We start from the raw sequence: 20,522 nt of genomic DNA, 5'->3' as shown, positions 1-20,522 counted from the left end.
GCGGCTTACTGATGATTTCGGCGATGCTCTGCGAGAAGGTCACGAAGGCATTCAATGCCATCTCCCGATAGAGCCAGCACCGCATCCTCTTCGGTGCCATAAACCCAGATAACGCCGTCTTCGGTGTCCATCTGCTCGGTGAGCTCGTGGAGCAGGTCCTCGCTTTCCTCCCATTCTTGGGCGACTTTCGCGAGGGTTGTCACTGCGTAGACCTTGTTCCGCTGCATCAGGCCGCCAGTTCCTCTACCGGAGCAATCCGATGATCGGTTTTCCAATTCCAGGGAAGCAGGCTGTATAGCTGGTTCTGGGGCAAGTCGGCGATGCGGGTGAGGACGTCAGCGAGCCAGGCCTGCGGATCAATGTCGTTTAGCTTTGCCGTGGTGATGAGGCTCAGCATGAAGGCGGTGCGCCGACCGCCGCGGTCTGAACCAGCGAAGAGCCAGGATTTTCTGCCCAAAGCTATGCCCCTGAGCGCCCGTTCCGCTGCGTTGTTCGAGAGGCAGATGCGCCCGTCGTCGAGGAAGGCGGTGAAGGCTGGCCATGCCTTGAGCATATAATCCATGACCTCGGCCACATCGCTGTTCTTCGAGAGCTTCGACCGGTTGTCCCGCATCCATTCTTCCAGATCGGTCACCAGCGTTGCGCTGAGTTCCTGCCGAAGGGCGAGACGCTCCTGTGCCGGTCTGCCGTTGATGGCGCGCTCGATGTCGAAGATCGCGTCGATACGACGGACCGCCTCCACCGCCAGCGGTGAGATGACGACCGCCTTTTTGCGGCGCTTCTTGAGCTGCGCGGCGACATCGGCCAGTTCGAAGAAGTAACGGCGCGCGTGGCTCCAGCATAGAGCACGGGTCAGCGGCGCCGGCAGGCGGTCAGCATGGAACAACGCATTGTAGCCGGCATAAGCATCGGCCTGGAGGATACCCCTCCAGTTGCGTAAATGGTCCACGGGATGTTCGCCCCGCCGGTCGCGGGAATAATGGAAGATCGCTGCTGGCGGCGCCGGCCCACCAAAAGGTCGGTCGTCCCGGACATAGGTCCAGATCCGGCCCGTGTCGGTCTTGGTCTTGGCCAGCACCGGCACCGTCGTATCGTCGCCGTGCAGCCGCTCCGCGGCCAGGACATGTGCCTCGATCAGCAGGTAAAGCGGCATCAGCGCGGCGGTGCAGGCGCCGACCTGATCGGCCAGGGTGGAAAGGCTCAGGTCCACGCCTTCCCGGGCATAACGGTCACGCTGGCGGTTGAGCGGTTGATGCGCGCCGAACTTCTCGAACAGCAGCATGGCGAGGAAGCTGGGGCCAAAGAGCCCGCGGGGCGTGACATGGAAAGGCGCCGGCGGTTGAGTGATCTTCTCGCAGTCCCGGCAGGAGAACTTCTCCCGCACGGTCTGGACCACCTTCCACTGGCGCGGCACGACCTCAAGCGTCTCGGTGATATCCTCGCCCAGCTTGCACAGCCGGTCCGAGCCGCAACAGGGGCAGGCATCGGGCGCGGCGATGACGACGCGCTCGCGCGGCAGATGCTCGGGCAAGGGCTTGCGCGCAGGGCGCTTGCGCTCGAACGGCGCGACATTGGTCTTTGCCGCTGCCAGGACAGCCAGGAGCTCGTCTTCAGTGGCAGCGGTCTCGCACTCTTCGAAGGTCAGTTCCATCTGATCGAGCAGATGGCGCGTGCGCTCGGAGCGCTGGCCGAAAAGGGTGCGGCGCATCTTCTCGTTCTGCAGTTGGAGAAGGGCGTTGCGGGCTTCCAGGTCGGCGTTGATCGCCTTGATGCGGGCGACTTCAGCGGCGACAGCCTCGGCAGCGGCAAGCCGCTCGCGAAGGCTGTCGATCTCTGCTTGCACCTCGTCCCCCATGCCCAAACGCATAGCAGAAAAGCGCCGGAATCCCTAGCTTTTTAGGCTGTCTCTGACCTTTTATCCGGCCAATGTGGGACGCCATGTCGCCTGCGGATTACGCCAGTCGATCGCCTCCAGCATGCAGGCCATCTGCGAGGGGGAAATGGCAATCACGCCGTCCACGGCTGAGGGCCAGATGTACTTCCCACGCTCCAGTCGCTTGGCATAAAGCGACATGCCGACGCCGTCGTGCCAGATCACCTTGCAGAGGTCGCCACGGCGACCCCTGAAAATGTAGAGATCGCCGGCGAAGGGGTCACGCCCGAAACTCTGCTGCACCTGCAAGGCCAGGCTGCGCATGCCGCGCCGCATGTCCGTGTGCCCCGTTGCGATCCATATCCGAACGCCCGAGGGAACGGGGATCACGGCTTGACCGACCGCAATACCGCAGAGACGAGACTTGGCGCAGTTCCAGCGGGAATGCGCACGATCGCGCGCTCAAACTCGACGGTGATCGCCGAACCCATGGCCGGTGCCGGATCTGGCTGCATCTGGACCTCGGCAAAGCCCTGCGCCGTCTGCTCCATCTGCCGCCGCCACCTGTAGATCTGGTTCGGCCGAAGGTCCGCTCGGCGGGCAATCTCCGCCACGTTCGCGCCGGGCGCCGAAACTGCCGCAACCAGCTGCCGCTTCTGTTCGTCGCTCCACACCCGGCGCCGCTCCGGCCCCGAAATTACTGTGATCTGGCTCATCGCACCGTCCTTAGTATCGGTGCAAACACCGGCGCTTGCACCGGTGCCATGTCAAAATATCAGCCCATCATCGCAAGGTGGCCCTCACCGGAGCGATACGAAGCAGAAAGAACTGCTATAAACTAGCTTTACCTACGGATGTGGAACTGGGCCTTCGGGGTAAAGCAGGGGAAGCAAGCCCTTGATTTGCGGTATGCCAATTGCCCCTGATTACCCTTCGTTTCCCTAAATGTGCCACGGAAATGCTGCTGGGCGGGCTCACGCTTCTCGTCCGTCGGGCACAGGACCGCGCGCTAGTTTGTCGACTTTGGCTTTCCGTTGGCGCGGTTCAGCTCGATGAGAAGCCAATCCCGAAACTTGCCCATATAGCCGCCTGCATCGGCAGCGATCTGCGCCAGCAGTTCATCGCTCAACTCATCTTGTTTGAGATCGAGATCACGCAGCGCACGTTTCACCATGTGGCTTTGGAAAACGAAAATCGCATTGCGCAAATATCCACGCACGATTTTTTCGATCTTTCTATCATCTCCTTTGGCGGCATGGATGAGCTTTTCTATGGCCAGAACGGTGGGATCGGGCTCAGCCATCGTCTGACGCATTTCCGGTGTAAGCTGCATCTCCTCGTCGTGCATGGATCAGTCCGGCTCTATTGCTTAAGGCATAACGACATGGTCGCATGGGCGACGCAGGCGGGCAAGGCATCAGTTGCGATGCTTTGCCAAGAAAACCAGCCGCATACGATTGGGCATCCCGCCATAGAGAAGGCGACGCGGCTGCCGGACGGGTATTGCCATGGTTTTGCGGTGTAGCGCGAGATGTTCTCCTGCATCGTTAAAGGGGCAGAGGACGTAGGAATATTCGTTTATGTTAACCAATTCGGCACCGAAATTCCCCTCCGAAAGGCACCTTGCCGGACGGATGAATTCGAGCATCATGCTCATTGGACTATTTTGTTCAGAATAGCCGGGGGGCAACCAGACGTTGGGGCATCGGCACGGTTCGCCCGATGCACCCGAATGGAATGGAGAGCGAATGCCCATGCGACAGGAAGCCCGAATTGAACCCATGCTGGACGACACAGGCCGTCCGGCTGTTTTTGCACCTCTTTGCAGGTCGATCATCAGCGCAAGAGCGGAGTCGGCCACCATGTTCGGCTCTTTATGCTCCGATCCAGGATGCGAAATGCTGCTCGATCTTTACTGGCGCGACAGCCAGGGATTGAAGACTTCTCTCACCAGCTTCTGCCTCGCGTCGAAAGCGTCGGAGATGACCGGTCGGCGATGCCTTGCCGAGATGGAGGCGCAACGCATCGTCGAGCGCTTCCCTGATCCCTTCGACAAACGCCGCATATATGTTCGGCTGACGGCGACTGGGCGGGATAAGATGGATGCCTGCTTCCAGACCTTGCTGTCCGGATATGCGCAAACCTGTCACGACTGCGCCCGCAAATGCGGAGACGCTCCAGACGGGGCCCGGCAGGAAGTCCCGTTCTGCATCGCGATTGACGGTGTCCGCCAGTTTCGGCGTTAGAAGCTCGGAGCCGATATCGGTAGTCGATCAATAGGCCGACGTAGCGTTCAGTGCTATGCCGGTGAAACGGGCACGCGCTACCCGTTGATACGACCTGCGATCATACTGACAGCGGGCGTCGGCCGCGGCCTGAAGAGAAGGAGGAGTGGGGCGAGGGAGTTTTCCCTATGCTGGAGTTCCTCCCATGGCCCTGTCGCGCACGAGCGCCGATCCGCGCCTGCATGCCGCTGCCGCCAATATCGTCAAATCACTCGGTGGAACATGGAAGCCATCGGGCGCGATGTGCCGTTGCCCTGCGCACGACGACCATCGCCCCAGCCTGTCGGTCCGGGTCGGCGAGCATAGCATATTGTTCAAGTGCTTTGCCGGCTGTTCCACGATTGATGTCATCCGCGCGCTGCGCAGCGACAGGCGGCCTATCCCGACGGCCGACGCTGAAGCGGAATTCGCACGCGCGGATGGCAGCGAGCGACGGTTGGCCGGCCGGATCCGTTCGCTCTGGAAGGAAGCGCGTGCCGTTACCGATACGCCGGCGGGCGTCTATATGGCGACGCGTGGTTTCAACGAGCCGCATCCGGCGCTGCGCTACCATGATCATGTGCCGCTCGGCCGGGGCGCCGACGTCCGTTTCCGTCCGGCGCTGCTCGCCGCCGTTGAAGCCGACACCGGCGTCATAGCACTCGAACGGCTGTTCCTCGACCCCCGGACCGGATTGCCGGCCACTGATCTCGATCCGCCCAAACTGATGCTGGGTCGCCCGCACGGTGGCACCGTCCGTTTCGGGGCCGCCACCGATGTGCTGGGGCTGGCCGAGGGCTGGGAGACCGCCTGGTCCGCTCATTTGCTGCTCGGCATCCCCGTCTGGGCCGCGCTTGGTGCTGACCGCTTCCCCCTGGTCACTGTGCCTGAGCGGGTTGAACGCCTCTTCCTCCTTCACGACAACGACCTTTCCGGTCGGCGCGGCGCGGCACGGGCGAAACAGGCGCATGCGCGAGACGGCCGGTCGATCGAGCCGCTGCCTCCACCGCCGGGCTTCAATGACTGGAACGACCTCTACCGGGCGAGGGGAAGGGGGAGGGGGAGGGAGATGGTTGCGGAATGCAGGCTGATGATCGGCCGCGTCCCGCACATTCCGACACGCGCAGCGGCATGGGCGTCCAGCCAACCCTGAACGCGAGCCTGCTACAATCCACACAGGAGACGAGCCTTGACCTCGCTACAACCGAGCTATCCCTCCACGCTGCCGCTCGCCAGTATCGTGAAGGGCGACAATCCCCGCCGGTATTTCGACCGGAAGAAGCACGAGGAGATGGTGGCTTCCATCCGGCAGCGCGGCATACTCCAGCCCATATTGCTCCGGCCGAAGGACGACGTCTATGCCATCGTCGCCGGCGAGCGTCGGTACAGGGCAGGGCTGGAAGTCTATGGGCTCGACGGCGAAGTGCCGGTCATCATCCGCGTGATGACGGACCAGGAAGCGCTCGATGCCGCGATCGCCGAGAATGACGACCGTGACGATCCGTCGGAGACCGAGCAGGCCGATGCCGCCGTCCGCTACCTCGCGGCATGCAACGGCGACCGCGCCGAGGCCGCACGGCGACTGGCCTGGTCCCGCGCCAAGCTTGATCGCCGCCTGGCGCTCGCTGAACTCACCGACGCCGCTAAGACCGCCCTCGATGAGCGCCGGATCAAGGTTGGTCACGCCGAACTGCTCGCCGTCATCCCCAAGGACAAGCAGGACACGGCCCTCGACACGATCCTGCGCCTGAATCTTGACGTGAACGATACGCGCAAGGAACTGATGCGCATCACGCATAGCCTCGCGAGCGCCTGTTTCGACAAGACCGAGTGCGCCACCTGTCCGTTCAACTCGGCGGCGCAGCAAGTCCTTTTCGAAACCCATGTCGATGATGGCCATTGCACCAATCCGGGATGCTTCAAGCTCAAGACCGAAGCCGCCGAGGTGATCCGTTTCGAGGAAGAGGAGCGCGCCGCGAAGGCGGCCAGGAGAGCGATGCCTCCTGCTGCCGATGATGCCGACGCTGATGCGCAGGACGATGTCACCGTCGAACCCGCGCCATCGATGGATCTCCAGCCGCAGCCGGAACGCGGCGCCATATCATCCAGTGCTGTCGAAAACCGCGAGCCTCCCCCGCCACGCACTGCCGAGACCGTGCCGGCCGCGTCGACGGCGCATAAGCCGACCGTCACGGCCAGGTCGATCGCGACCCGAACCGCCGAGCTTCGCGAGGCGACATGGCGAACCGCGCTTGCCCGTGCGCTCGCGGGCAATGCTGTCCACGCCCGGACCACGATCCTTGTGGCGGCGATGTCGGGCACGCTTTCGCAGATCAAGCCCGACACGCTGACGTCCCGCGCTGGCATCCTCGTCGGCGCCTCGTTCCCGGACCTCGACTTCAAGGGCAAGATCGCGGAAATCCGGGCGCTTGCCGATGCGCGGGCCGCCAATGTGCTGGCCGTCATCGGCGGCGCTTACGCCAAGGATGTGCTCAGCTTCGATCATGTCGCGGACCTTGCGAGAGTGTTCGAGGTCGACTTGCGCGAGACGTGGCAGGTCGATCAGACCTTTCTCGAGCGCTACACAAAGGAAGAGCTCAAGTTCATCGCCCAGGAATGCGGCCTGATCGCGCATGTCGGCGAGAAACGGTTCGCCAAGCTGCTCGCATCGAAAAAGACCGAGCTTGTCACCAGCATGCTCAATCGCATCGGGTTCGATTGGGCGGGACGTCTGCCGGGCTGCATGACGCTCGATGGCGCCTATGGACCGCCCCCGGATCGTGCTGCCCAGCCGGCCGACGCTCCCATCTCGCAAATCGCCGCCTGACCGACACCCTCACCCTTCCAGACAAGGACCAACGCCCATGTTGATTGCCAACCTGCTGCCGCTTCTCGCCAACTATTCGCTCGGTTTCGATCTTGTCGCCGGCCCCGACGATACCGTCACGCTGACCGTCATTCCCCGCAAGGCGGAAGGCGCGAAGCACGGTCTCGAATCCGGCGAGACCCGCCCGATCTCGATCACCGCAACCGCCGTGGAGATCGATGCGGAACTTGGCCGTGGATCGGACGGCGCACTCGGCCAGCTCATCGCTACGCGCAAGACCCTTGCCGACCAGATCGCCGATCAGCGCCAGGCGGCCGAGGACGCAAGGATCGCCGCAGCGGAGGCCGCGAAGGCCAAGGCCGCCACGAAGGCCGCGACAGCAAAGACGACGGTGCCTGTGAGTCCTCCGAAGCTCCAGCACGCGGTCACCCCGCCGGTCGACGCCAAACCGGACCAACCCGCCACCTTGTTCTGACCGGACTCCGCTCAAATCTCGCCACGACCCAAGCCGGGAGTTTTACCTCATGCAGATCAACCATCTCACCCGCGCGTACCGCTATGACGGCATCGACCTTCCGGTTCCGCCGCATCTCGCCAACGATCCCGACGGTCTGCGTGCCTACCATGCCACGCTCTACCCCGCGGTTCTCAACGCCGAGATGGTCGACGCCGGCGTGTCGGGCGGCGCTCACGTCACCGAATACCGGCGCGCCGTCGGCACCAAGGGCTGACCGTGGCGCGCGGCAGCAGCGCGGCGATCCCGTCCGCAGTTCGTAAAACGCTCATCGAATGGATCGAGCCCGGCAATGGCGACACATCCGAATTCACCCAGCCAATCTGCAGCGAGCAAACCCAGGCGCTCCACGCGTGCATCCTTCTCGCGTCCGGGGACGGCGGGAGCAAGGCTCCCAGGCCGCTCCCGCCGCCACCGGGCCTGCGCCTTCCACCCCTCGGCTGACCTCGCGGGGCGGGCCGTTGCACTGTCCGGCGACATTCCCGCCCTCTTCGATGCTCCACTGGCGTCCCATCACAAGCTGATAGGCCGCTGGGCCACGTCTCGGGAAACGACGGCTAAACGCTATACTCGCGACCAGGCGCGCCAGCGCATCGAACGACTGTTCGACAAGGCGGTGCTCGACATTCTGGGCTCCGTCGAATTCGCGGACTTCAGGGTCGCGGTTCTTCACGGGAACGAAGGTTATCCGCCGGCTATCGCGGTGATCTGCGACAGCATGGGGCAACTCGACCTCGGATGGATCGAAGACAGCGATGCGCCCATTCCCTGGCGCGCCGCAGCCTACAAGGCCCTCGACGATATGCTGGGCCGCGCCCTTCCGATCTTCGGCTACCAGGACCTCTTCGATGAAATCTCTATGTACTATTGGGACGGCGCGACCGATGATGAAACCGCGCGGCAGTGGATCGTCGAATATCAGGGCATGGATCCTGACGATATCGAGGAACTCACTCTGCCATCCAACATGGAGTCTCGCCGACCCGATTGGATGATCGCGGCAAACGCGGGGGCATCGGCGGAACTTCCGAACGGCTTACACCGGAAACTGGAGGAACTCCGCAAGGCGTACGCCGCTCTCGGGAAACTCCGACCGGAGCGCAGCGCCTGGCAATTCGATATCGAGATTGCCCAAGAGTATCTCCCCGGCATCGAGGAATGCTCGACATTGCCCCCGCTGACGCTCGTTCCGGTCGAGCAGTTCGCACGCGAGGTCGATGACGTCGGACGCCACGGGATGGAATACGGCTTCATGGACATCGCCGGCTTCTGCCCTTTGCCAGATTCAGTCCCGATCGACGACTGGTTCGCGTCCTTGCGTGTCGGCGCGCGGTTCCTGCTCGCCGCGCAGGACCTGATCCAGCTCGATCCAGCCAACCTTTGAGGTTCCTTATGTCCGACCACCGCACCCAGTTCGAAGCGACCGCCGGCGGCCTCGCGCTGACCAACGCCATTCTCCTTTACCGCAGCCAGCCGATCCGCAACGCCAGTCCCTATGCCACCGCTCGCGCGGGCGCCGCCGCATTCGCCAGCATCCATGCGATCGAGCATGACGATGAGGGAAAGCCGATCATCGGCGCGGGCACATCGCTGTCGCGCGCGCATCTGCGTCAATGGACCGAGGCCCTGGGCCGGACCGCTCTTCCCGAATTCCTGCCTGACAATGTGCTGGTCGCTCATCCCGACATGCTCGCATGGTGGATCCCGACCCAGGTTCGCCCGGCCTATTTCGCTCTCACGGATCCGCCCGCCGGCCTGCAGGTGCTCGCCGCGCGAACCACTATGCCGGTCCCGTATCCGCCGCATCTGTTCATCGCGACCCGATCGGGGTTCGGCGTTTACGCCTTGCCGGCAAACGAACGCCCCGGCATCGATACCCCGGTGCTGCACTCGCCGGTGCTCAATGTCTATCTCGACGGGCAACTTTGCTGGGGCAACATTCCGAAGCCAAAAACGCTGACGACAGCCTCCATCCCGGAATTCGAGCGCGGGGTGTTCGATAGCTGGTCCACCCACCCCAATCCCGGACAGGAACTGACCATCACCGGCAAAGGTGGTCTGGTTCGGCTCTGGGACGACCTCGCCGCGCGCAAGGCGAAGCGCTTTCCGGTCAGGCGTCTCAGGCCATTCGATCCCGGTCGGACACGACAGGCCTCCCGGCGAGCAACCCGGACCGATCCGATGACTCTCGGAAAGCTCATTGCGAGAGGGGCGAACCAATGACCGTGCTTGCTGACGATCCCACTGCGGCCGCGGTCCTTGCCGCCGTGCCCTGTTATCCGGTTCCGCCGCAGGGGCGATCGCCGGCCCTCGACGCGCTGCGCGCTGCCCGCGCCGGGCGCGGCCTTGCGATCGGGATAGACGGCGTCATGCTCGTCCTGCGCCGGCCCTGGCTGGAACTCGATTTCCCGATCACGACGCCGCTTTCCCTCCACGTGCCCTATGGCAGCACGGGCGCCTGCCGCGCCGAACTGCGCTGCGGGCTCATTCCACGCGAGCATCTCGATCATATTCTCGATCATTTTCGCGCAGCCTTGCCCAATGAAGCCGCGGCGTTTGTTCTCTGGAACGAAGCGACCCGGGAATTCGCAGTGGAGTTTCCGGTCATCGACGAAGCCACGCCCTCGCGCCTCGTCTACCGCACGCCGGTCCCGCAGCCCGATTGGCATGTCCTCTGCGATTTTCACAGCCACGGGGTCGGTCCCGCCTTCTTCAGCACCACCGACGATGCCGATGACGCCCATGCGACGAAGATCGCGATCGTCGTCGGCTGGCTCGGTGACCCCGGCGGCCCGGTGATGCTCGCGCGCCTTTGCGCCGACGGCATGTTCCTGCCGTTACCACGGAGCCCGTTTTCAGGAGACCGTCATGCCGACTGACCTCACGGATCGTCATTATCTGCCCGCCGGGTTCGATAATCGCACGATCAACATCCTGCTGGTCGGTTGCGGCGGAAACGGCGGGCAGATGCTGATGGGACTCGCCTCGCTCGACACCGCGCTGCGCGCGATCTCCTCGCGATCGCTGCATGTCGCCGTGATTGACGACGACATCGTGACCGAAGCCAATCTCGGCAGGCAGCCATATTACCGGGGCGACGTCGGCAGTTCCAAGGCCCGCACGCTCACCGAACGGATCAACCTCGCACACGGCCTGGCCTGGCAGGCAGTGCACGGCCGCGCCCCTGAAGCCATTAGTATGGATGGCGCCGACATCGTCATCACCTGTGTCGACACGGCATCGGCCCGCCGCGCGATCGGTGCCGCGCTCGCCGAATGCGGGACCGTTCCCGCCTATTGGATGGATCTCGGCAATCGCGCGAGCGACGGGCAATACCTCATAGGCTCCCCGGAGCACCGTTCCAACAAGCACCGCCATCGCCTGCCGACCGTGCTCGAATATTTCCCCGAACTCGCCGACGAAAACCTGCCCGACGACGATGCCCCTTCCTGCTCGGTCGCCGAAGCGCTTGAACGCCAGTCGCTGTTCGTCAACCGCGTCGTTGCGAGCCATGCCCTGGCGTTGTTGTTCGACCTTCTCGGACGCGGCTCCATCGGTCACGCCGGCGCATTCCTCAACCTCGCCAGCGGTCAGGCCGTCCCGATCCCGTTGCCGCGCGGCGACTGAACCTACCCGCATCACCCCGTGTCAGTCGGCCTGCACCGGCCGGAACCGCACGCCAGTCCGGCGGAGCGGCGGGAGAATCGCGCCTTCGCAAATTCACACAAGGAGACCAAACATGGCGTCACTTTCCCAGAGGGGCTGGACCCTTCATTATACCATTGGCCGGGTGCTGGCCGCCAAGGTCAGGCCGGGGGATATCGTCCCCATGCCGGGTGGGGCCAACGATTTGATGGTGCTCGGCGGACGCGCCCCGCAGCGTGCCAACGACCGCGGCAGCGTGTTCGTGCGCGATCCCCTCGCTGAGACCAGTGATTGCATGGAAATGCCGCTCCGGGCGCTCGGAATGGTTTGGATCAGCGACGCCGGTGGCTGGTCGGAGCTCCCGGCATGAGAGGGTTTCATGTCCATGTCTATACGACGATCAGAGTCAAGGTCGCGGTGACCGCCGATGATCATGCGGACGCCATGCGGCAGGCTGACGCGATCGTCGGACGCGGGATATTCCCCGTTCGTCTCCTTCCGAACGCCGCTGGTGTGCTGGAGGCGGAGCCGGCTGAAGAGGTCACCGGCTATCTGGTCGATGAAACCGACGATCCCGAATTCGAGAACAGCTGCTCTTACGATGCCGAATACCGGCCTTGCGGCGCGGGCGACAGTCCGGGCTGCGCCTAGAAAGGGGGAGAGGGAACAGGGGAGGGTGCTCCGCATGATGGAGCAGTCTGGAGAATCCCCATGCAAATCGAACTACGGCGTATCTCCTACAGCGCCGCGCTATCGCAGGAAACCGCGGCTTTCTCGGCGGAAGTCTGGATCGAAGGCGAACTCGCCTTTCATGCCCGAAACCAGGGAACGGGCGGAGCGGACTTCTATCACCAGGTTGGCCGGTGGACCGTGGCCGAGGTCGATGCCTGGCTCAAGGCCAACCGGCCGGTGCGCACCCTGGATGAAAATCTCGGCTGCGACCATGATCTCGAGATCGAGGTAGCCGACCTTCTCGCGCGCGAACTCGAGTCCCGGCGCCTAAAGCGCCTTTTACGCACCAACATCGTCACGATCGAAAACGATCAAATCCTGCAATATCCGCTGCGCAAGCGGCCGCTCGCGATCGTCGCCCGCGCCGTGTGCGCCACCAATCCCGCCGCGGTCATCGTCAACGACGCCGGCGACGCGGTGTTCGCGCGCGCGCTCGACCTGCTTCTCGCCAGCCGCTGACATTCCAGGCCGGAGATCGTCATGACCGACAGTTTCGATCCCGCCGATGCGGGATGCTGGATGGCGCGCGGCCGTCCGGCTCATCACGCCCATGCGTTGGCCGATGCCTGGCGCCGTTTCCCCGACCTGCCGAACGATGCGCCCCTCGACGCCCGCATGGCGCGTTCCCGCGAGCGGGTTCAGGCGCTTCGTCCCCTCAACGAAGCGATCGCCCAGGAAACCGAGCGCCAGCGCGTGGCCGCGAACTTTGCCTGCATCGAGCGCCAGATCGCCCAGGGCAGCACCGACAGCCGAAACCCCGCGATCCTCCACGGCCGTGACGTCCATGGCTATGGCTGGGATGCTGCCGTCGCCTACGCCGACGGACTCTACGCTGCCCGGGCGGGATGGGAATCCAGGCCGCCGTCGCCGCCACGACCGGGGGATCCCGATGTCCGACGACCTGCCTACCGCCACGGATTTCTGGATGGCGGCGGCCAACCAGACGACATTTTCGACGTCGCCCGTCGAGCTTTCGCTGCCACACCCTCCGAGCCCAATCGCACCGAGAATGCGCAGCCGGGACGGCCGCTCCCCAGCGAGTGGTCGCACCCCACCGACGTCCCGGCACCGGCATCCTGGCATCGCCGCGTCCTTCTGCTCGGCGCGACTGAACTCGCGACGGGCACAATCGGCATCCTGGCCATGCTACGCGAACGACCCGGACACGAAGCTATCGCGCTTTATGCCGTTAGCGCCGAAACCGGGCTCCGCCCCTTTTCGCTCTCGTCCGGGCCTACGCCTGCCGACGCGACGGTGACGCGCCAGACTCTGCGCCAAGGCGACTATTCCGATATTCTCGTCGTCGTGGACCCCACTGAACTCGAACGGCTCGATGCGGACGCCGATATCCTCCCGCTCACCCGAACAATGGAGCGCACGCGCAATTCGGCGCTGCAACAGCGAGCCCAGTTCCGCCTCTGGCTCGCACGAGGCCGAGCGCCCGGCGATCAATTTGCCGGTGGCCATATCCGCTGGAGCAAGATGGCCGCCGGGCTGTCGGGCCGCCTCGGGGATTTCACCGCGCGCTATGCCGGTCCGGCGCGGCCCCGCGGCCACCGGATCATCGTCGAGGACATGAGCGGCAGGTTGGCGCTCGGATACCGCACGCCGCTCGGCCGCGAACTCCAGCCCGAGATCGTGATCGGCAACAAGGCGCATGCCCGGACCGCGATAGCCGATCTGCTGCGCCAATATGCCGCGTCGCTTCGTCTCGGCTGACCTGACGCCTGAAACGACGCCCGACCCGGGGCTTCCCATCACGCCCTGATCCCCGACCAGCCCGACACGCTTGTGGGCCGCCGCGCTGCGCCCGCGAACCCACCAAAAAAGGAAGCATTCCATGCGAAACAGTGCATCCGCGCTGGCTCTCCAGCTATGCCTCGACTTCGACCAGCCCGCCAGACCGCCCGATCCAGCGCCCGATGCAGCGATCGTCTCCCAGCTTTGCGAGCCCACGCTCTTCTCGCTGGCACCGGCGGAGGTGCTTGCCGATCCGCCTCCGGCCGAACCCATCGATTTCTCCTTCGCCGCCGGTCGGGTGCTGGCGTCGTCATGGAAGGGCCGCGCGCAGGACAATATCGAGGCGATCCGGCTGCTGAACCTCTTGGACCGCGAACAACGAGGGGCGACGCCGGCCGAGCAGGAAGCCATCGCGAAGTTCATCGGCTTCGGCGCCTCCGAGCTTGCGAACAATATCTTCGCCGATCGCGCGGGCACATTCCGCGATGGCTGGGAGGAACTGGGGCAGGGCCTTGCCGCGGAGACGACCGATGCCGAACTCCAGTCGCTCAAGCGGGCGACGCAATACGCCCATTACACGCCCGAATATATTGTCCGCGCCATGTGGGATGCCGCCCGCATCCTCGGCTTCACCGGCGGCCAGGTTCTGGAACCCGGATGCGGCAGCGGCCTGTTCATGGGGCTGCGGCCCGACTGGCTGGCGAGCGACACGATGTTCGTCGGCATCGAGAACGATCCCGTCACCGCCCGCGTCGCGAGCGCGCTCTATCCGGGGCAGATCATCCGCTGCATCGATTTCGACAAGGCTTCGCTGCCGCGCGACTTCGACCTCGCCATCGGCAATCCCCCGTTCTCGAACCTCAGCATCCAGAACAAGACCAGCCTCGGCCGGCTTGGCCTGTCGCTCCACGATTTCTTCATCGCGAAATCGCTGGAGCATCTTCGCCCCGGCGGCGTCGCCCTGTTCGTGACCTCGCGCTATTCGCTCGACAAGAGCGACCCCAAGGCCCGCAGTCATATTGATACCATCGCCGATTTCCTCGGCGCGGTGCGTCTTCCCGGCCGGGTCATGCGGCAGGAAGCGGGCACCGATGTCGTCGTCGATATCCTACTCTTCCGCAAGCGCGAGCCAGACAACCTCGGCGCCGGACACAAGTGGATCGATCTGGCCGATATTCCCGATAGCGACGAGGGCGAGGGACCGCTGCGGATCAACCGCTATTTCCTCGACAATCCTGGTCATGTCCTTGGGCGCCATGAATGGAAAAGCGGCCAGTTCGGCATGGACTATCACTGCGCCGCCGAGCCGGGCATCGACCTTGGGCAGGCTCTCATCGCTACCCTGTCGGGAATCGCATCCCGATACGAAGGCACCTGCCGCCCCATCCATCGCACGACGTCGCTGCGTGACCGGGTCGACGTCTCGCTCGACCTTGAGATCGGTACGGCGGCGGATGAGGCCGAGTTCAAGGAAGGCAGCTATCTCGTATCGGGCGGCGTTCTGCACCAGATCGTCGACGGCATGCCGACCGTCGTCGATGTCAAATCAGGGCGAGGCACCACGGGCCTGTTCGCCAGGCACGCCAGTATCATCAAGGCGCTGATCCCGATCCGCGATGCGGTTCGCGCGATCCTGCGGGCGCAGCTGAACGACCAGCCCTATGCGGCGTCCCAGGAGAAGCTGCTCGCGCACTATCGGCAGTTCACGAAGAAATACGGCCCGATCAACCGGACCATCACCAGCATCCGCGCCGATCCCGACACCGGCGCCGAGAAGGAATATCAGCGCCGCCCGAACCTCCAGCCTTTCCTTGACGATCCCGACGTCTGGCTGGTCGCGTCGATCGAGGCCTATGACGAGGCGAGCGATACCGGCACGCCGGGCGCGATCTTCACCGAACGTGTCGTCAAACCGCCAGTCGCCCATGAAATCCACTCGGCGCAGGATGCGCTGGCGGTGTCGCTCCACGAGCGCGGCCGCGTCGATCTCCCGCTGATCGCCGGCCTGCTCGGCGTCACCGAGGCCGAGGCCCTCGCGGATCTCGCCGACGACGTCTATCTCGACCCCGTCCGCACCACGCCCCATTTCGACAACTGGGTTACGGCGGACGAAGCCCTGTCAGGACCGGTGCGGACCAAGCTCGCTCTTGCCCGCGAGAATGCCGAAGCCGATCCGCGCTTCCATGCCGTCGCCACCGCGCTCGAAGCGGTCCAGCCGGTCGACCTCAAACCCAGCGAGATCACCGCGCGTCTCGGCGCGCCCTGGATTCCTACCAGGGTCATCGAAACCTTCGTCGCGGAGATCATGGAGGTCGAGACCACCATCTATCATACCGTCGATATTGCGAGTTGGACCGTCGACAAGCTCCCATTCGCCGGACATGTCAGTTCCACCTCGACCTGGGGCACGGCGCGCCGCGGCGCCGCGGACCTGCTCGAAGATGCCCTCAATTCCCATATCCCCAAGATCTACGATGTTCACCGCGAAGCTGACGGTTCGGAGCGCCGCGAGCTCAACGTCACCGACACCGAAGCCGCCAAGGAAAAGCTTGCAGGCATCAAGTCGACCTTCGAGACCTGGGTCTGGCAAGACAGCGAACGCGCCGATCGCCTGGTCCGCATCTACAACGACGCCTACAACAACCTCGTTCCCCGGACGTTCAACGGCAGGCATCTGACGCTTCCGGGCGCGTCGACCACCATCCAGATGCGCGACCATCAGAAGCGCGTTGTCTGGCGGATCGTCGCCGCGGGCTCGACCTATGTAGCTCATAGCGTCGGCGCGGGCAAAACCTTCAGCCTGTGCGCCGCCGTGATGGAGCAGCGCCGTCTCGGCCTTGCCAACAAGCCGATGATCGCGGTGCCCAATCATTGTCTCGCGCAGATCGCGCGCGAGTTTCTGATGCTCTATCCCACGGCGCGCATCCTTGTCGCCGACGACACCAACTTCATCAAGGAGAAGCGGCGGCGGTTCCTGGCCCGCGCGGCGACCGGCAACTGGGACGCGATCATCATCACCCATGATGCGTTCAAGTTCATCCCCACCCCGGCAGCCTTCGAAAAGCAGCTGATCGAAGACCAGCTCGCCAGCTACGAGGTGCTGATCACGGGCATTCAGAGCGACGATCGCGTCTCGCGCAAGCGGGTCGAGCGCCTGAAGGAAGGACTCCAGCGGCGGCTAGAGAACCTGCAGGCCCGCAAGGATGACCTCGTTCATATCGGCGAGATCGGCATCGACCAGATTCTGGTCGACGAGGCCCAGCAGTTCCGCAAACTCACTTTCGCGACCAATCTGGGCGACCTCAAGGGCGTCGATCCCGCCGGCTCGCAGCGGGCATGGGATCTGTTCGTCAAGGGCCGATACCTTGCCGACATCAATCCCGGGCGCGAACTGATCCTGTCGTCGGGCACGCCCATCACCAACACGCTCGGCGAGATGTATACGCTGCAGCGGTTCATGCAGCCCGACGAACTGCACGCCAAGGGCTTGCACGAGTTCGACGCCTGGGCCGCGAACTTCGGCGACACGCGCACCGAACTCGAACTTCAGCCGAGCGGCAGCTACAAGCCGGTCACGCGCTTCTGCGAATTCGTCAACGTCGCCGACCTGATGGCGATGTACCGCAGCGTTGCCGATGTCGTACTCAAGGACGATTTGCGCCAATATGTCCGGCTGCCCACCATCAAGGGTGGCAAGCGCAAGATCATCGTCGCCCAGTCCGGGGCGCCCTTCAAGGCCTATCAGAAGGTGCTGGCCGGACGCATCAAGGCGATCGAGAACCGCAGCGGGCGACCCCAGAAGGGCGACGATATCCTGCTTTCGGTGATCACCGACGGGCGGCATTCGGCGATCGATCTCCGCTTCGTGGACCCCATGATGGGGAACGAGGAGGGCAACAAGCTCAATCTCCTGATCGAGAACGTCCATCGTATCTGGCGCGATACGGCCGACAATCGTTACACCGACCCGGAAACCGGGCGACCTTATCCGCTGCCCGGCGCCGTGCAGATGATCTTCTCCGATCTCGGCACCGAGAACGCCATCGAGACACGCGGCTTCTCCGCCTATGTCTGGATCCGCGAGCAGCTGATCGAGATGGGCATACCGGCCGATCAGATCGCCTTCATGCAGCATTATAAGAAGAACAGCGCCAAGCAGCGCCTGTTCAACGACCTCAATCAGGGGCGCAAGCGCATTCTCATCGGCTCCACGCCCACCATGGGAACGGGCGTCAACGCGCAGCAGCGCCTCAAAGCCCTGCATCACCTCGACGTTCCCTGGATACCCTCTGATATCGAGCAGCGCGAAGGCCGGATCGAGCGCCAGGGGAACCAGAACGACGAAATCGAGCTATACGGCTATGCGACCAGTGGCTCGATGGACGCGACCAACTGGCAGATGCTCGAAAGAAAAGCCCGCTTCATCAACATGGCGATGTCGGGCGATCGCTCCATTCGCCGGATCGAGGATGTCGGCTCCAACGTCAATCAGTTCGCGCTCGCAAAGGCGCTGGCGTCCGGCGACGATCGCCTGATGCGCAAGGCTGGGCTCGATGCCGAGGTCGCAAGGCTCGAACGCCTGCGCGACGCGCATATCGACGACCAGTATAATATCCGCAGGACCATCAAGCGAACCGCGGACGCCATCATCGACGGCGCCAACCTGATCGCGAAGCTGGAGGCCGATATCGCACGCCGGGTTCTTCCGCGTCACGACGAGGTCCTGTTCGATTGCGGCGGCACCATGGTCACCGACCGCAAGGCCGCCGGCGAACGCATTCTGAGGCAGGCCTTCGAATTGCGACTGCACGGCGGCCAGGCCCGGCAGTTGCTCGGCACCGTCAACGGCATCGATGTGGAACTTTCAGGCTATGAGGCCGTGGACGACGATGGCGAGCGCGGCATCCGCACGTCTGTCGCGGCACTCCACCACGGCGAGCGTAACGCGTTCGAAGTATCCGACAAGACGCGATGGACCACGGCGCTGGGCCGGCTCGAATCCTCCATTCTCAATCTCGACGCCGAACTTGCCGCCGTGCAGGCCGATCTCGAAGCGAACGAGCGGCGCCTTCCGGCCTTCGAGGCGCGTCTCGACCAGGAGTTTCCCGACGCCGCCTTGCTCGAGGACAAGTTGCGGGAACTCGCGGAACTGGAGGCTGACCTGGCGACGACCAAAGGGGAGTTCGAGCCGGGGAACGATGAGGACGCAATCCTGGCACCGCCTTCGAGCAACGAAGGCGCTGAGGTTCCGCAAGCGGCCTGACCGGCACCAGTCATAGAGCGAGACCTGTTCCACAGGCGTGAACGCAATTTCAGGAAAGCTGGTCGGATGCCTGCCAGTCTTCCCGTCCATGACGGACGCCGAGGATCAGGATGTCCTGTCCTTCGATGATATAGACGACGATATGGGACTTGTAGGGATGTGCCCGGACCGGTGGTGAAATTTCCGCGCGCGCTCTTGCCGAATAGGGAAAGTCGGAGAGAAATCCAAAAACCCGATGCAAACCGGCCTGATATTTTTCCGCGACGGCTTCTCCTAATTCTCCGACGCCGCCGACATATATACCGATGAGATCCTTTTCGGCGTTACGCGTGAGTCTATAGGCCATGACCGACGCCTGCGCGACGCCGGGCTTCCTTCATCATGTCATCGATGGAATTGGGACTTATGCCGGAGGCGAGAGACTCATCGACCATGGTCTGCATGGCTGCGATCTTCTCCCGCCGCTCCTGGTCGCGACGGATCAGGTCGCGCACATAATCGCTGGCATTGCTGTATCTGCCTGTCCCGGCCTGACCTTCGACCCATTCCTTCATCGCATCGGGGAGGGAAACATTCATTGTCGCCATGGGAACACCTCTAAGAGACTATATGGCATATTTGGCAAAGATTGTCAAAATCAGGCGGGCAACGAGAGCCGATCATAGACAAAGCGCATCTCTCAGCGTTGTCCGTATGCCTGCGGATGAGCGCACCGGCGAACCCACCACGATCCCGCAGCATAGTTGAACACTGGCCGCGGAAAAACCCGCTTCGCCAAACCTCTGTCCCATCTCCAATCGAGGAGTCACCCGCATGGAAATCACCTTCCACTTCGGTGCCGCCAGCCATCCCGTCAGCTGGATCCTCCACGCTGCCTACGGCTCCCACTATGGCGTGGCGCTGGCCGCGGCGCACACCTGGCATGAACGCATGATCGCCTCCGCGCGAAACGGAACCCCGGCCGGCGGTCAATTCGTGATCGCGGTCAAGGATGATGCGGTCGTTCGGACCGATCTCATCTTCGACGCCGATCATTTCCGGCGGCACCAGGAACCCGACGATTGCTCCTGGTTGTGCCAGTTTCAGTCCTTTCCCCTCGCCATTCCCGAAACCGTCAAGCAGACCGTGACAGAGGCGCTCCGGCGCGAACTGGTCGATGTCGGCTTCCTGATCCCTCGCGCCCAGTGGGAGGAACGATACCCCGAGCAAGCCGAGATGCTGCGCCAGTTTCGCCAGGCGATGCAAAACCGTCTCGGCCCACCCGAGGATGAGGGAATGGACGCACCATGAGCCGGCACGAACTCGATCCGCTCGCGCAAGCGGCCAGCACCCATGGCGCATTGAGCATCGCCATTGGATGGGACGCGCCCCTGAACAGCTATTTCGCGATCGTCCAGCGGGAGGACGACGATGTTGACGATGATGATCGCGACCTTCTCTGGATCGGAACCCGCTACGGCGAAATCCTGGAGCCAGCTACCGTGATCGACGTGGTCCGGCCCTTCGCGGCCATCCGCGATGACCTGGCTGCGACCCTGGGCGCCGATCGCTTCCGCGAGGGCAGCCGCCTGCGTGCGCCCTGGATTCGCTGAAGAGGATCAGCCTGTTTCTGACGTCTCGACGAGCTGACCGATCAGGGTGACGGCGAACACAACCAGGAAAGT

At 63.7% G+C, this 20,522-nt stretch carries 24 protein-coding genes; 16 read left to right on the top strand and 8 right to left on the bottom strand.

Annotated elements, in window-relative coordinates; all coding sequences use genetic code 11:
* Window positions 1-5: 5 nt before the first annotated feature.
* The 6 genes from LDB29_RS08745 to LDB29_RS08720 all read right to left on the bottom strand — a co-directional run bounded on the left by LDB29_RS08745 (window position 6) and on the right by LDB29_RS08720 (window position 3,737).
* Window positions 6-227, bottom strand: coding sequence for a hypothetical protein (locus LDB29_RS08745; RefSeq protein WP_257555885.1), 222 nt, complete (start codon window positions 225-227; stop codon window positions 6-8).
* Window positions 227-1,855 carry an IS66 family transposase gene (locus LDB29_RS08740; RefSeq protein ID WP_257555886.1) on the bottom strand — a complete coding sequence of 543 codons (1,629 nt, stop codon included), beginning with the start codon at window positions 1,853-1,855 and terminating at the stop codon, window positions 227-229. Before LDB29_RS08740 ends, LDB29_RS08745 begins: the two co-directional genes overlap by 1 nt.
* Window positions 1,856-1,915: 60 nt before the next feature.
* Window positions 1,916-2,263, bottom strand: a complete 348-nt coding sequence (gene tnpB, locus LDB29_RS08735; RefSeq protein WP_037487503.1) for an IS66 family insertion sequence element accessory protein TnpB — start codon at window positions 2,261-2,263, stop codon at window positions 1,916-1,918.
* The gene (locus tag LDB29_RS08730; RefSeq protein WP_257555887.1) at window positions 2,260-2,589 is read right to left on the bottom strand and encodes a transposase; all 330 of its coding nucleotides are present in this window, start codon (window positions 2,587-2,589) and stop codon (window positions 2,260-2,262) included. The genes tnpB and LDB29_RS08730 overlap by 4 nt, the downstream gene beginning before the upstream one ends.
* A gap of 293 nt (window positions 2,590-2,882) precedes the next feature.
* Window positions 2,883-3,221 carry a hypothetical protein gene (locus LDB29_RS08725; RefSeq protein WP_013846917.1) on the bottom strand — a complete coding sequence of 113 codons (339 nt, stop codon included), beginning with the start codon at window positions 3,219-3,221 and terminating at the stop codon, window positions 2,883-2,885.
* 69 nt (window positions 3,222-3,290) lie between these two features.
* Window positions 3,291-3,737 carry a hypothetical protein gene (locus tag LDB29_RS08720; RefSeq protein WP_257556883.1) on the bottom strand — a complete coding sequence of 149 codons (447 nt, stop codon included), beginning with the start codon at window positions 3,735-3,737 and terminating at the stop codon, window positions 3,291-3,293.
* Window positions 3,738-3,771: 34 nt separating this feature from the next.
* Here LDB29_RS08720 and LDB29_RS08715 point away from each other — a divergent pair, with 34 nt between their 5' ends.
* The 14 genes from LDB29_RS08715 (at window position 3,772) to LDB29_RS08650 (ending at window position 18,858) form a co-directional block, all read left to right on the top strand.
* Window positions 3,772-4,119, top strand: coding sequence for a hypothetical protein (locus LDB29_RS08715; protein ID WP_030540648.1), 348 nt, complete (start codon window positions 3,772-3,774; stop codon window positions 4,117-4,119).
* Window positions 4,120-4,303: 184 nt separating this feature from the next.
* Window positions 4,304-5,290: a toprim domain-containing protein gene (locus LDB29_RS08710; protein WP_013846915.1), complete on the top strand. Its 987-nt coding sequence runs from the start codon at window positions 4,304-4,306 to the stop codon at window positions 5,288-5,290.
* Window positions 5,291-5,326: 36 nt separating this feature from the next.
* Window positions 5,327-6,964, top strand: a complete 1,638-nt coding sequence (locus LDB29_RS08705) for a PRTRC system ParB family protein (RefSeq protein WP_013846914.1) — start codon at window positions 5,327-5,329, stop codon at window positions 6,962-6,964.
* A gap of 37 nt (window positions 6,965-7,001) precedes the next feature.
* On the top strand, window positions 7,002-7,439 hold the full coding sequence (locus LDB29_RS08700; protein WP_013846913.1) for a PRTRC system protein E: 438 nt from the start codon (window positions 7,002-7,004) through the stop codon (window positions 7,437-7,439).
* A 49-nt stretch (window positions 7,440-7,488) separates the two neighbouring features.
* The gene (locus LDB29_RS08695) at window positions 7,489-7,695 is read left to right on the top strand and encodes a PRTRC system protein C (RefSeq protein WP_013846912.1); all 207 of its coding nucleotides are present in this window, start codon (window positions 7,489-7,491) and stop codon (window positions 7,693-7,695) included.
* A gap of 75 nt (window positions 7,696-7,770) precedes the next feature.
* The gene (locus LDB29_RS08690) at window positions 7,771-8,862 is read left to right on the top strand and encodes a hypothetical protein (protein WP_013846911.1); all 1,092 of its coding nucleotides are present in this window, start codon (window positions 7,771-7,773) and stop codon (window positions 8,860-8,862) included.
* Between the two features lie 8 nt (window positions 8,863-8,870).
* On the top strand, window positions 8,871-9,701 hold the full coding sequence (locus tag LDB29_RS08685; protein WP_013846910.1) for a PRTRC system protein B: 831 nt from the start codon (window positions 8,871-8,873) through the stop codon (window positions 9,699-9,701).
* Entirely contained in the window at window positions 9,698-10,357 is a 660-nt protein-coding gene (locus LDB29_RS08680) for a PRTRC system protein A (RefSeq protein ID WP_013846909.1), read from the top strand. Before LDB29_RS08685 ends, LDB29_RS08680 begins: the two co-directional genes overlap by 4 nt.
* A complete protein-coding gene (locus LDB29_RS08675) occupies window positions 10,347-11,105 on the top strand; it encodes a PRTRC system ThiF family protein (RefSeq protein WP_013846908.1) in 759 nt (252 codons plus the stop codon). Before LDB29_RS08680 ends, LDB29_RS08675 begins: the two co-directional genes overlap by 11 nt.
* 112 nt (window positions 11,106-11,217) lie before the next feature.
* A complete protein-coding gene (locus LDB29_RS08670) occupies window positions 11,218-11,493 on the top strand; it encodes a hypothetical protein (RefSeq protein ID WP_013846907.1) in 276 nt (91 codons plus the stop codon).
* A complete protein-coding gene (locus LDB29_RS08665; protein ID WP_013846906.1) occupies window positions 11,490-11,774 on the top strand; it encodes a hypothetical protein in 285 nt (94 codons plus the stop codon). The genes LDB29_RS08670 and LDB29_RS08665 overlap by 4 nt, the downstream gene beginning before the upstream one ends.
* A 60-nt stretch (window positions 11,775-11,834) precedes the next feature.
* The gene (locus LDB29_RS08660) at window positions 11,835-12,314 is read left to right on the top strand and encodes a hypothetical protein (protein ID WP_013846905.1); all 480 of its coding nucleotides are present in this window, start codon (window positions 11,835-11,837) and stop codon (window positions 12,312-12,314) included.
* A 21-nt stretch (window positions 12,315-12,335) separates the two neighbouring features.
* Window positions 12,336-13,574, top strand: a complete 1,239-nt coding sequence (locus tag LDB29_RS08655) for a hypothetical protein (protein ID WP_013846904.1) — start codon at window positions 12,336-12,338, stop codon at window positions 13,572-13,574.
* A 121-nt stretch (window positions 13,575-13,695) separates the two neighbouring features.
* Complete coding sequence (locus LDB29_RS08650) at window positions 13,696-18,858, top strand: lactate dehydrogenase (protein WP_013846903.1); 5,163 nt, start codon at window positions 13,696-13,698, stop codon at window positions 18,856-18,858.
* A 49-nt stretch (window positions 18,859-18,907) separates the two neighbouring features.
* On the opposite strand, the gene LDB29_RS08645 is transcribed toward LDB29_RS08650, so the two are convergent.
* Together LDB29_RS08645 and LDB29_RS08640 are read right to left on the bottom strand one after the other, a co-directional pair.
* The gene (locus LDB29_RS08645) at window positions 18,908-19,204 is read right to left on the bottom strand and encodes a type II toxin-antitoxin system RelE/ParE family toxin (protein ID WP_013846902.1); all 297 of its coding nucleotides are present in this window, start codon (window positions 19,202-19,204) and stop codon (window positions 18,908-18,910) included.
* Entirely contained in the window at window positions 19,194-19,445 is a 252-nt protein-coding gene (locus LDB29_RS08640; protein WP_013846901.1) for a type II toxin-antitoxin system ParD family antitoxin, read from the bottom strand. Before LDB29_RS08640 ends, LDB29_RS08645 begins: the two co-directional genes overlap by 11 nt.
* Window positions 19,446-19,671: 226 nt before the next feature.
* Here LDB29_RS08640 and LDB29_RS08635 point away from each other — a divergent pair, with 226 nt between their 5' ends.
* Window positions 19,672-20,148, top strand: a complete 477-nt coding sequence (locus LDB29_RS08635; protein WP_013846900.1) for a hypothetical protein — start codon at window positions 19,672-19,674, stop codon at window positions 20,146-20,148.
* Entirely contained in the window at window positions 20,145-20,450 is a 306-nt protein-coding gene (locus LDB29_RS08630; RefSeq protein ID WP_013846899.1) for a hypothetical protein, read from the top strand. The genes LDB29_RS08635 and LDB29_RS08630 overlap by 4 nt, the downstream gene beginning before the upstream one ends.
* Window positions 20,451-20,522 lie beyond the last annotated feature (72 nt).

It is taken from the genome of Sphingobium sp. CFD-2 (assembly GCF_024611135.1).
Classification (GTDB): Bacteria; Pseudomonadota; Alphaproteobacteria; order Sphingomonadales; family Sphingomonadaceae; genus Sphingobium; species Sphingobium fuliginis.
Note: the sequence above shows the minus strand (reverse complement) of the source record. Positions and strands in the feature narration are given on the sequence as shown.

Coding starts and splice junctions, on each gene's coding strand:
- LDB29_RS08695 (WP_013846912.1), top strand. CDS start 7,489: ATGCAGATCAACCATCTCACCCGCGCGTACCGCTATGACGGCATCGAC.
- LDB29_RS08645 (WP_013846902.1), bottom strand. CDS start 19,204: ATGGCCTATAGACTCACGCGTAACGCCGAAAAGGATCTCATCGGTATA.
- LDB29_RS08745 (WP_257555885.1), bottom strand. CDS start 227: ATGCAGCGGAACAAGGTCTACGCAGTGACAACCCTCGCGAAAGTCGCC.
- LDB29_RS08655 (WP_013846904.1), top strand. CDS start 12,336: ATGACCGACAGTTTCGATCCCGCCGATGCGGGATGCTGGATGGCGCGC.
- LDB29_RS08630 (WP_013846899.1), top strand. CDS start 20,145: ATGAGCCGGCACGAACTCGATCCGCTCGCGCAAGCGGCCAGCACCCAT.
- LDB29_RS08700 (WP_013846913.1), top strand. CDS start 7,002: ATGTTGATTGCCAACCTGCTGCCGCTTCTCGCCAACTATTCGCTCGGT.
- LDB29_RS08675 (WP_013846908.1), top strand. CDS start 10,347: ATGCCGACTGACCTCACGGATCGTCATTATCTGCCCGCCGGGTTCGAT.
- LDB29_RS08670 (WP_013846907.1), top strand. CDS start 11,218: ATGGCGTCACTTTCCCAGAGGGGCTGGACCCTTCATTATACCATTGGC.
- LDB29_RS08720 (WP_257556883.1), bottom strand. CDS start 3,737: ATGGTGGCCGACTCCGCTCTTGCGCTGATGATCGACCTGCAAAGAGGT.
- LDB29_RS08635 (WP_013846900.1), top strand. CDS start 19,672: ATGGAAATCACCTTCCACTTCGGTGCCGCCAGCCATCCCGTCAGCTGG.
- LDB29_RS08660 (WP_013846905.1), top strand. CDS start 11,835: ATGCAAATCGAACTACGGCGTATCTCCTACAGCGCCGCGCTATCGCAG.
- LDB29_RS08665 (WP_013846906.1), top strand. CDS start 11,490: ATGAGAGGGTTTCATGTCCATGTCTATACGACGATCAGAGTCAAGGTC.
- LDB29_RS08730 (WP_257555887.1), bottom strand. CDS start 2,589: ATGAGCCAGATCACAGTAATTTCGGGGCCGGAGCGGCGCCGGGTGTGG.
- LDB29_RS08650 (WP_013846903.1), top strand. CDS start 13,696: ATGCGAAACAGTGCATCCGCGCTGGCTCTCCAGCTATGCCTCGACTTC.
- LDB29_RS08740 (WP_257555886.1), bottom strand. CDS start 1,855: ATGGGGGACGAGGTGCAAGCAGAGATCGACAGCCTTCGCGAGCGGCTT.
- LDB29_RS08640 (WP_013846901.1), bottom strand. CDS start 19,445: ATGGCGACAATGAATGTTTCCCTCCCCGATGCGATGAAGGAATGGGTC.
- LDB29_RS08710 (WP_013846915.1), top strand. CDS start 4,304: ATGGCCCTGTCGCGCACGAGCGCCGATCCGCGCCTGCATGCCGCTGCC.
- LDB29_RS08725 (WP_013846917.1), bottom strand. CDS start 3,221: ATGCACGACGAGGAGATGCAGCTTACACCGGAAATGCGTCAGACGATG.
- LDB29_RS08690 (WP_013846911.1), top strand. CDS start 7,771: ATGGCGACACATCCGAATTCACCCAGCCAATCTGCAGCGAGCAAACCC.
- LDB29_RS08715 (WP_030540648.1), top strand. CDS start 3,772: ATGCTGCTCGATCTTTACTGGCGCGACAGCCAGGGATTGAAGACTTCT.
- LDB29_RS08680 (WP_013846909.1), top strand. CDS start 9,698: ATGACCGTGCTTGCTGACGATCCCACTGCGGCCGCGGTCCTTGCCGCC.
- LDB29_RS08685 (WP_013846910.1), top strand. CDS start 8,871: ATGTCCGACCACCGCACCCAGTTCGAAGCGACCGCCGGCGGCCTCGCG.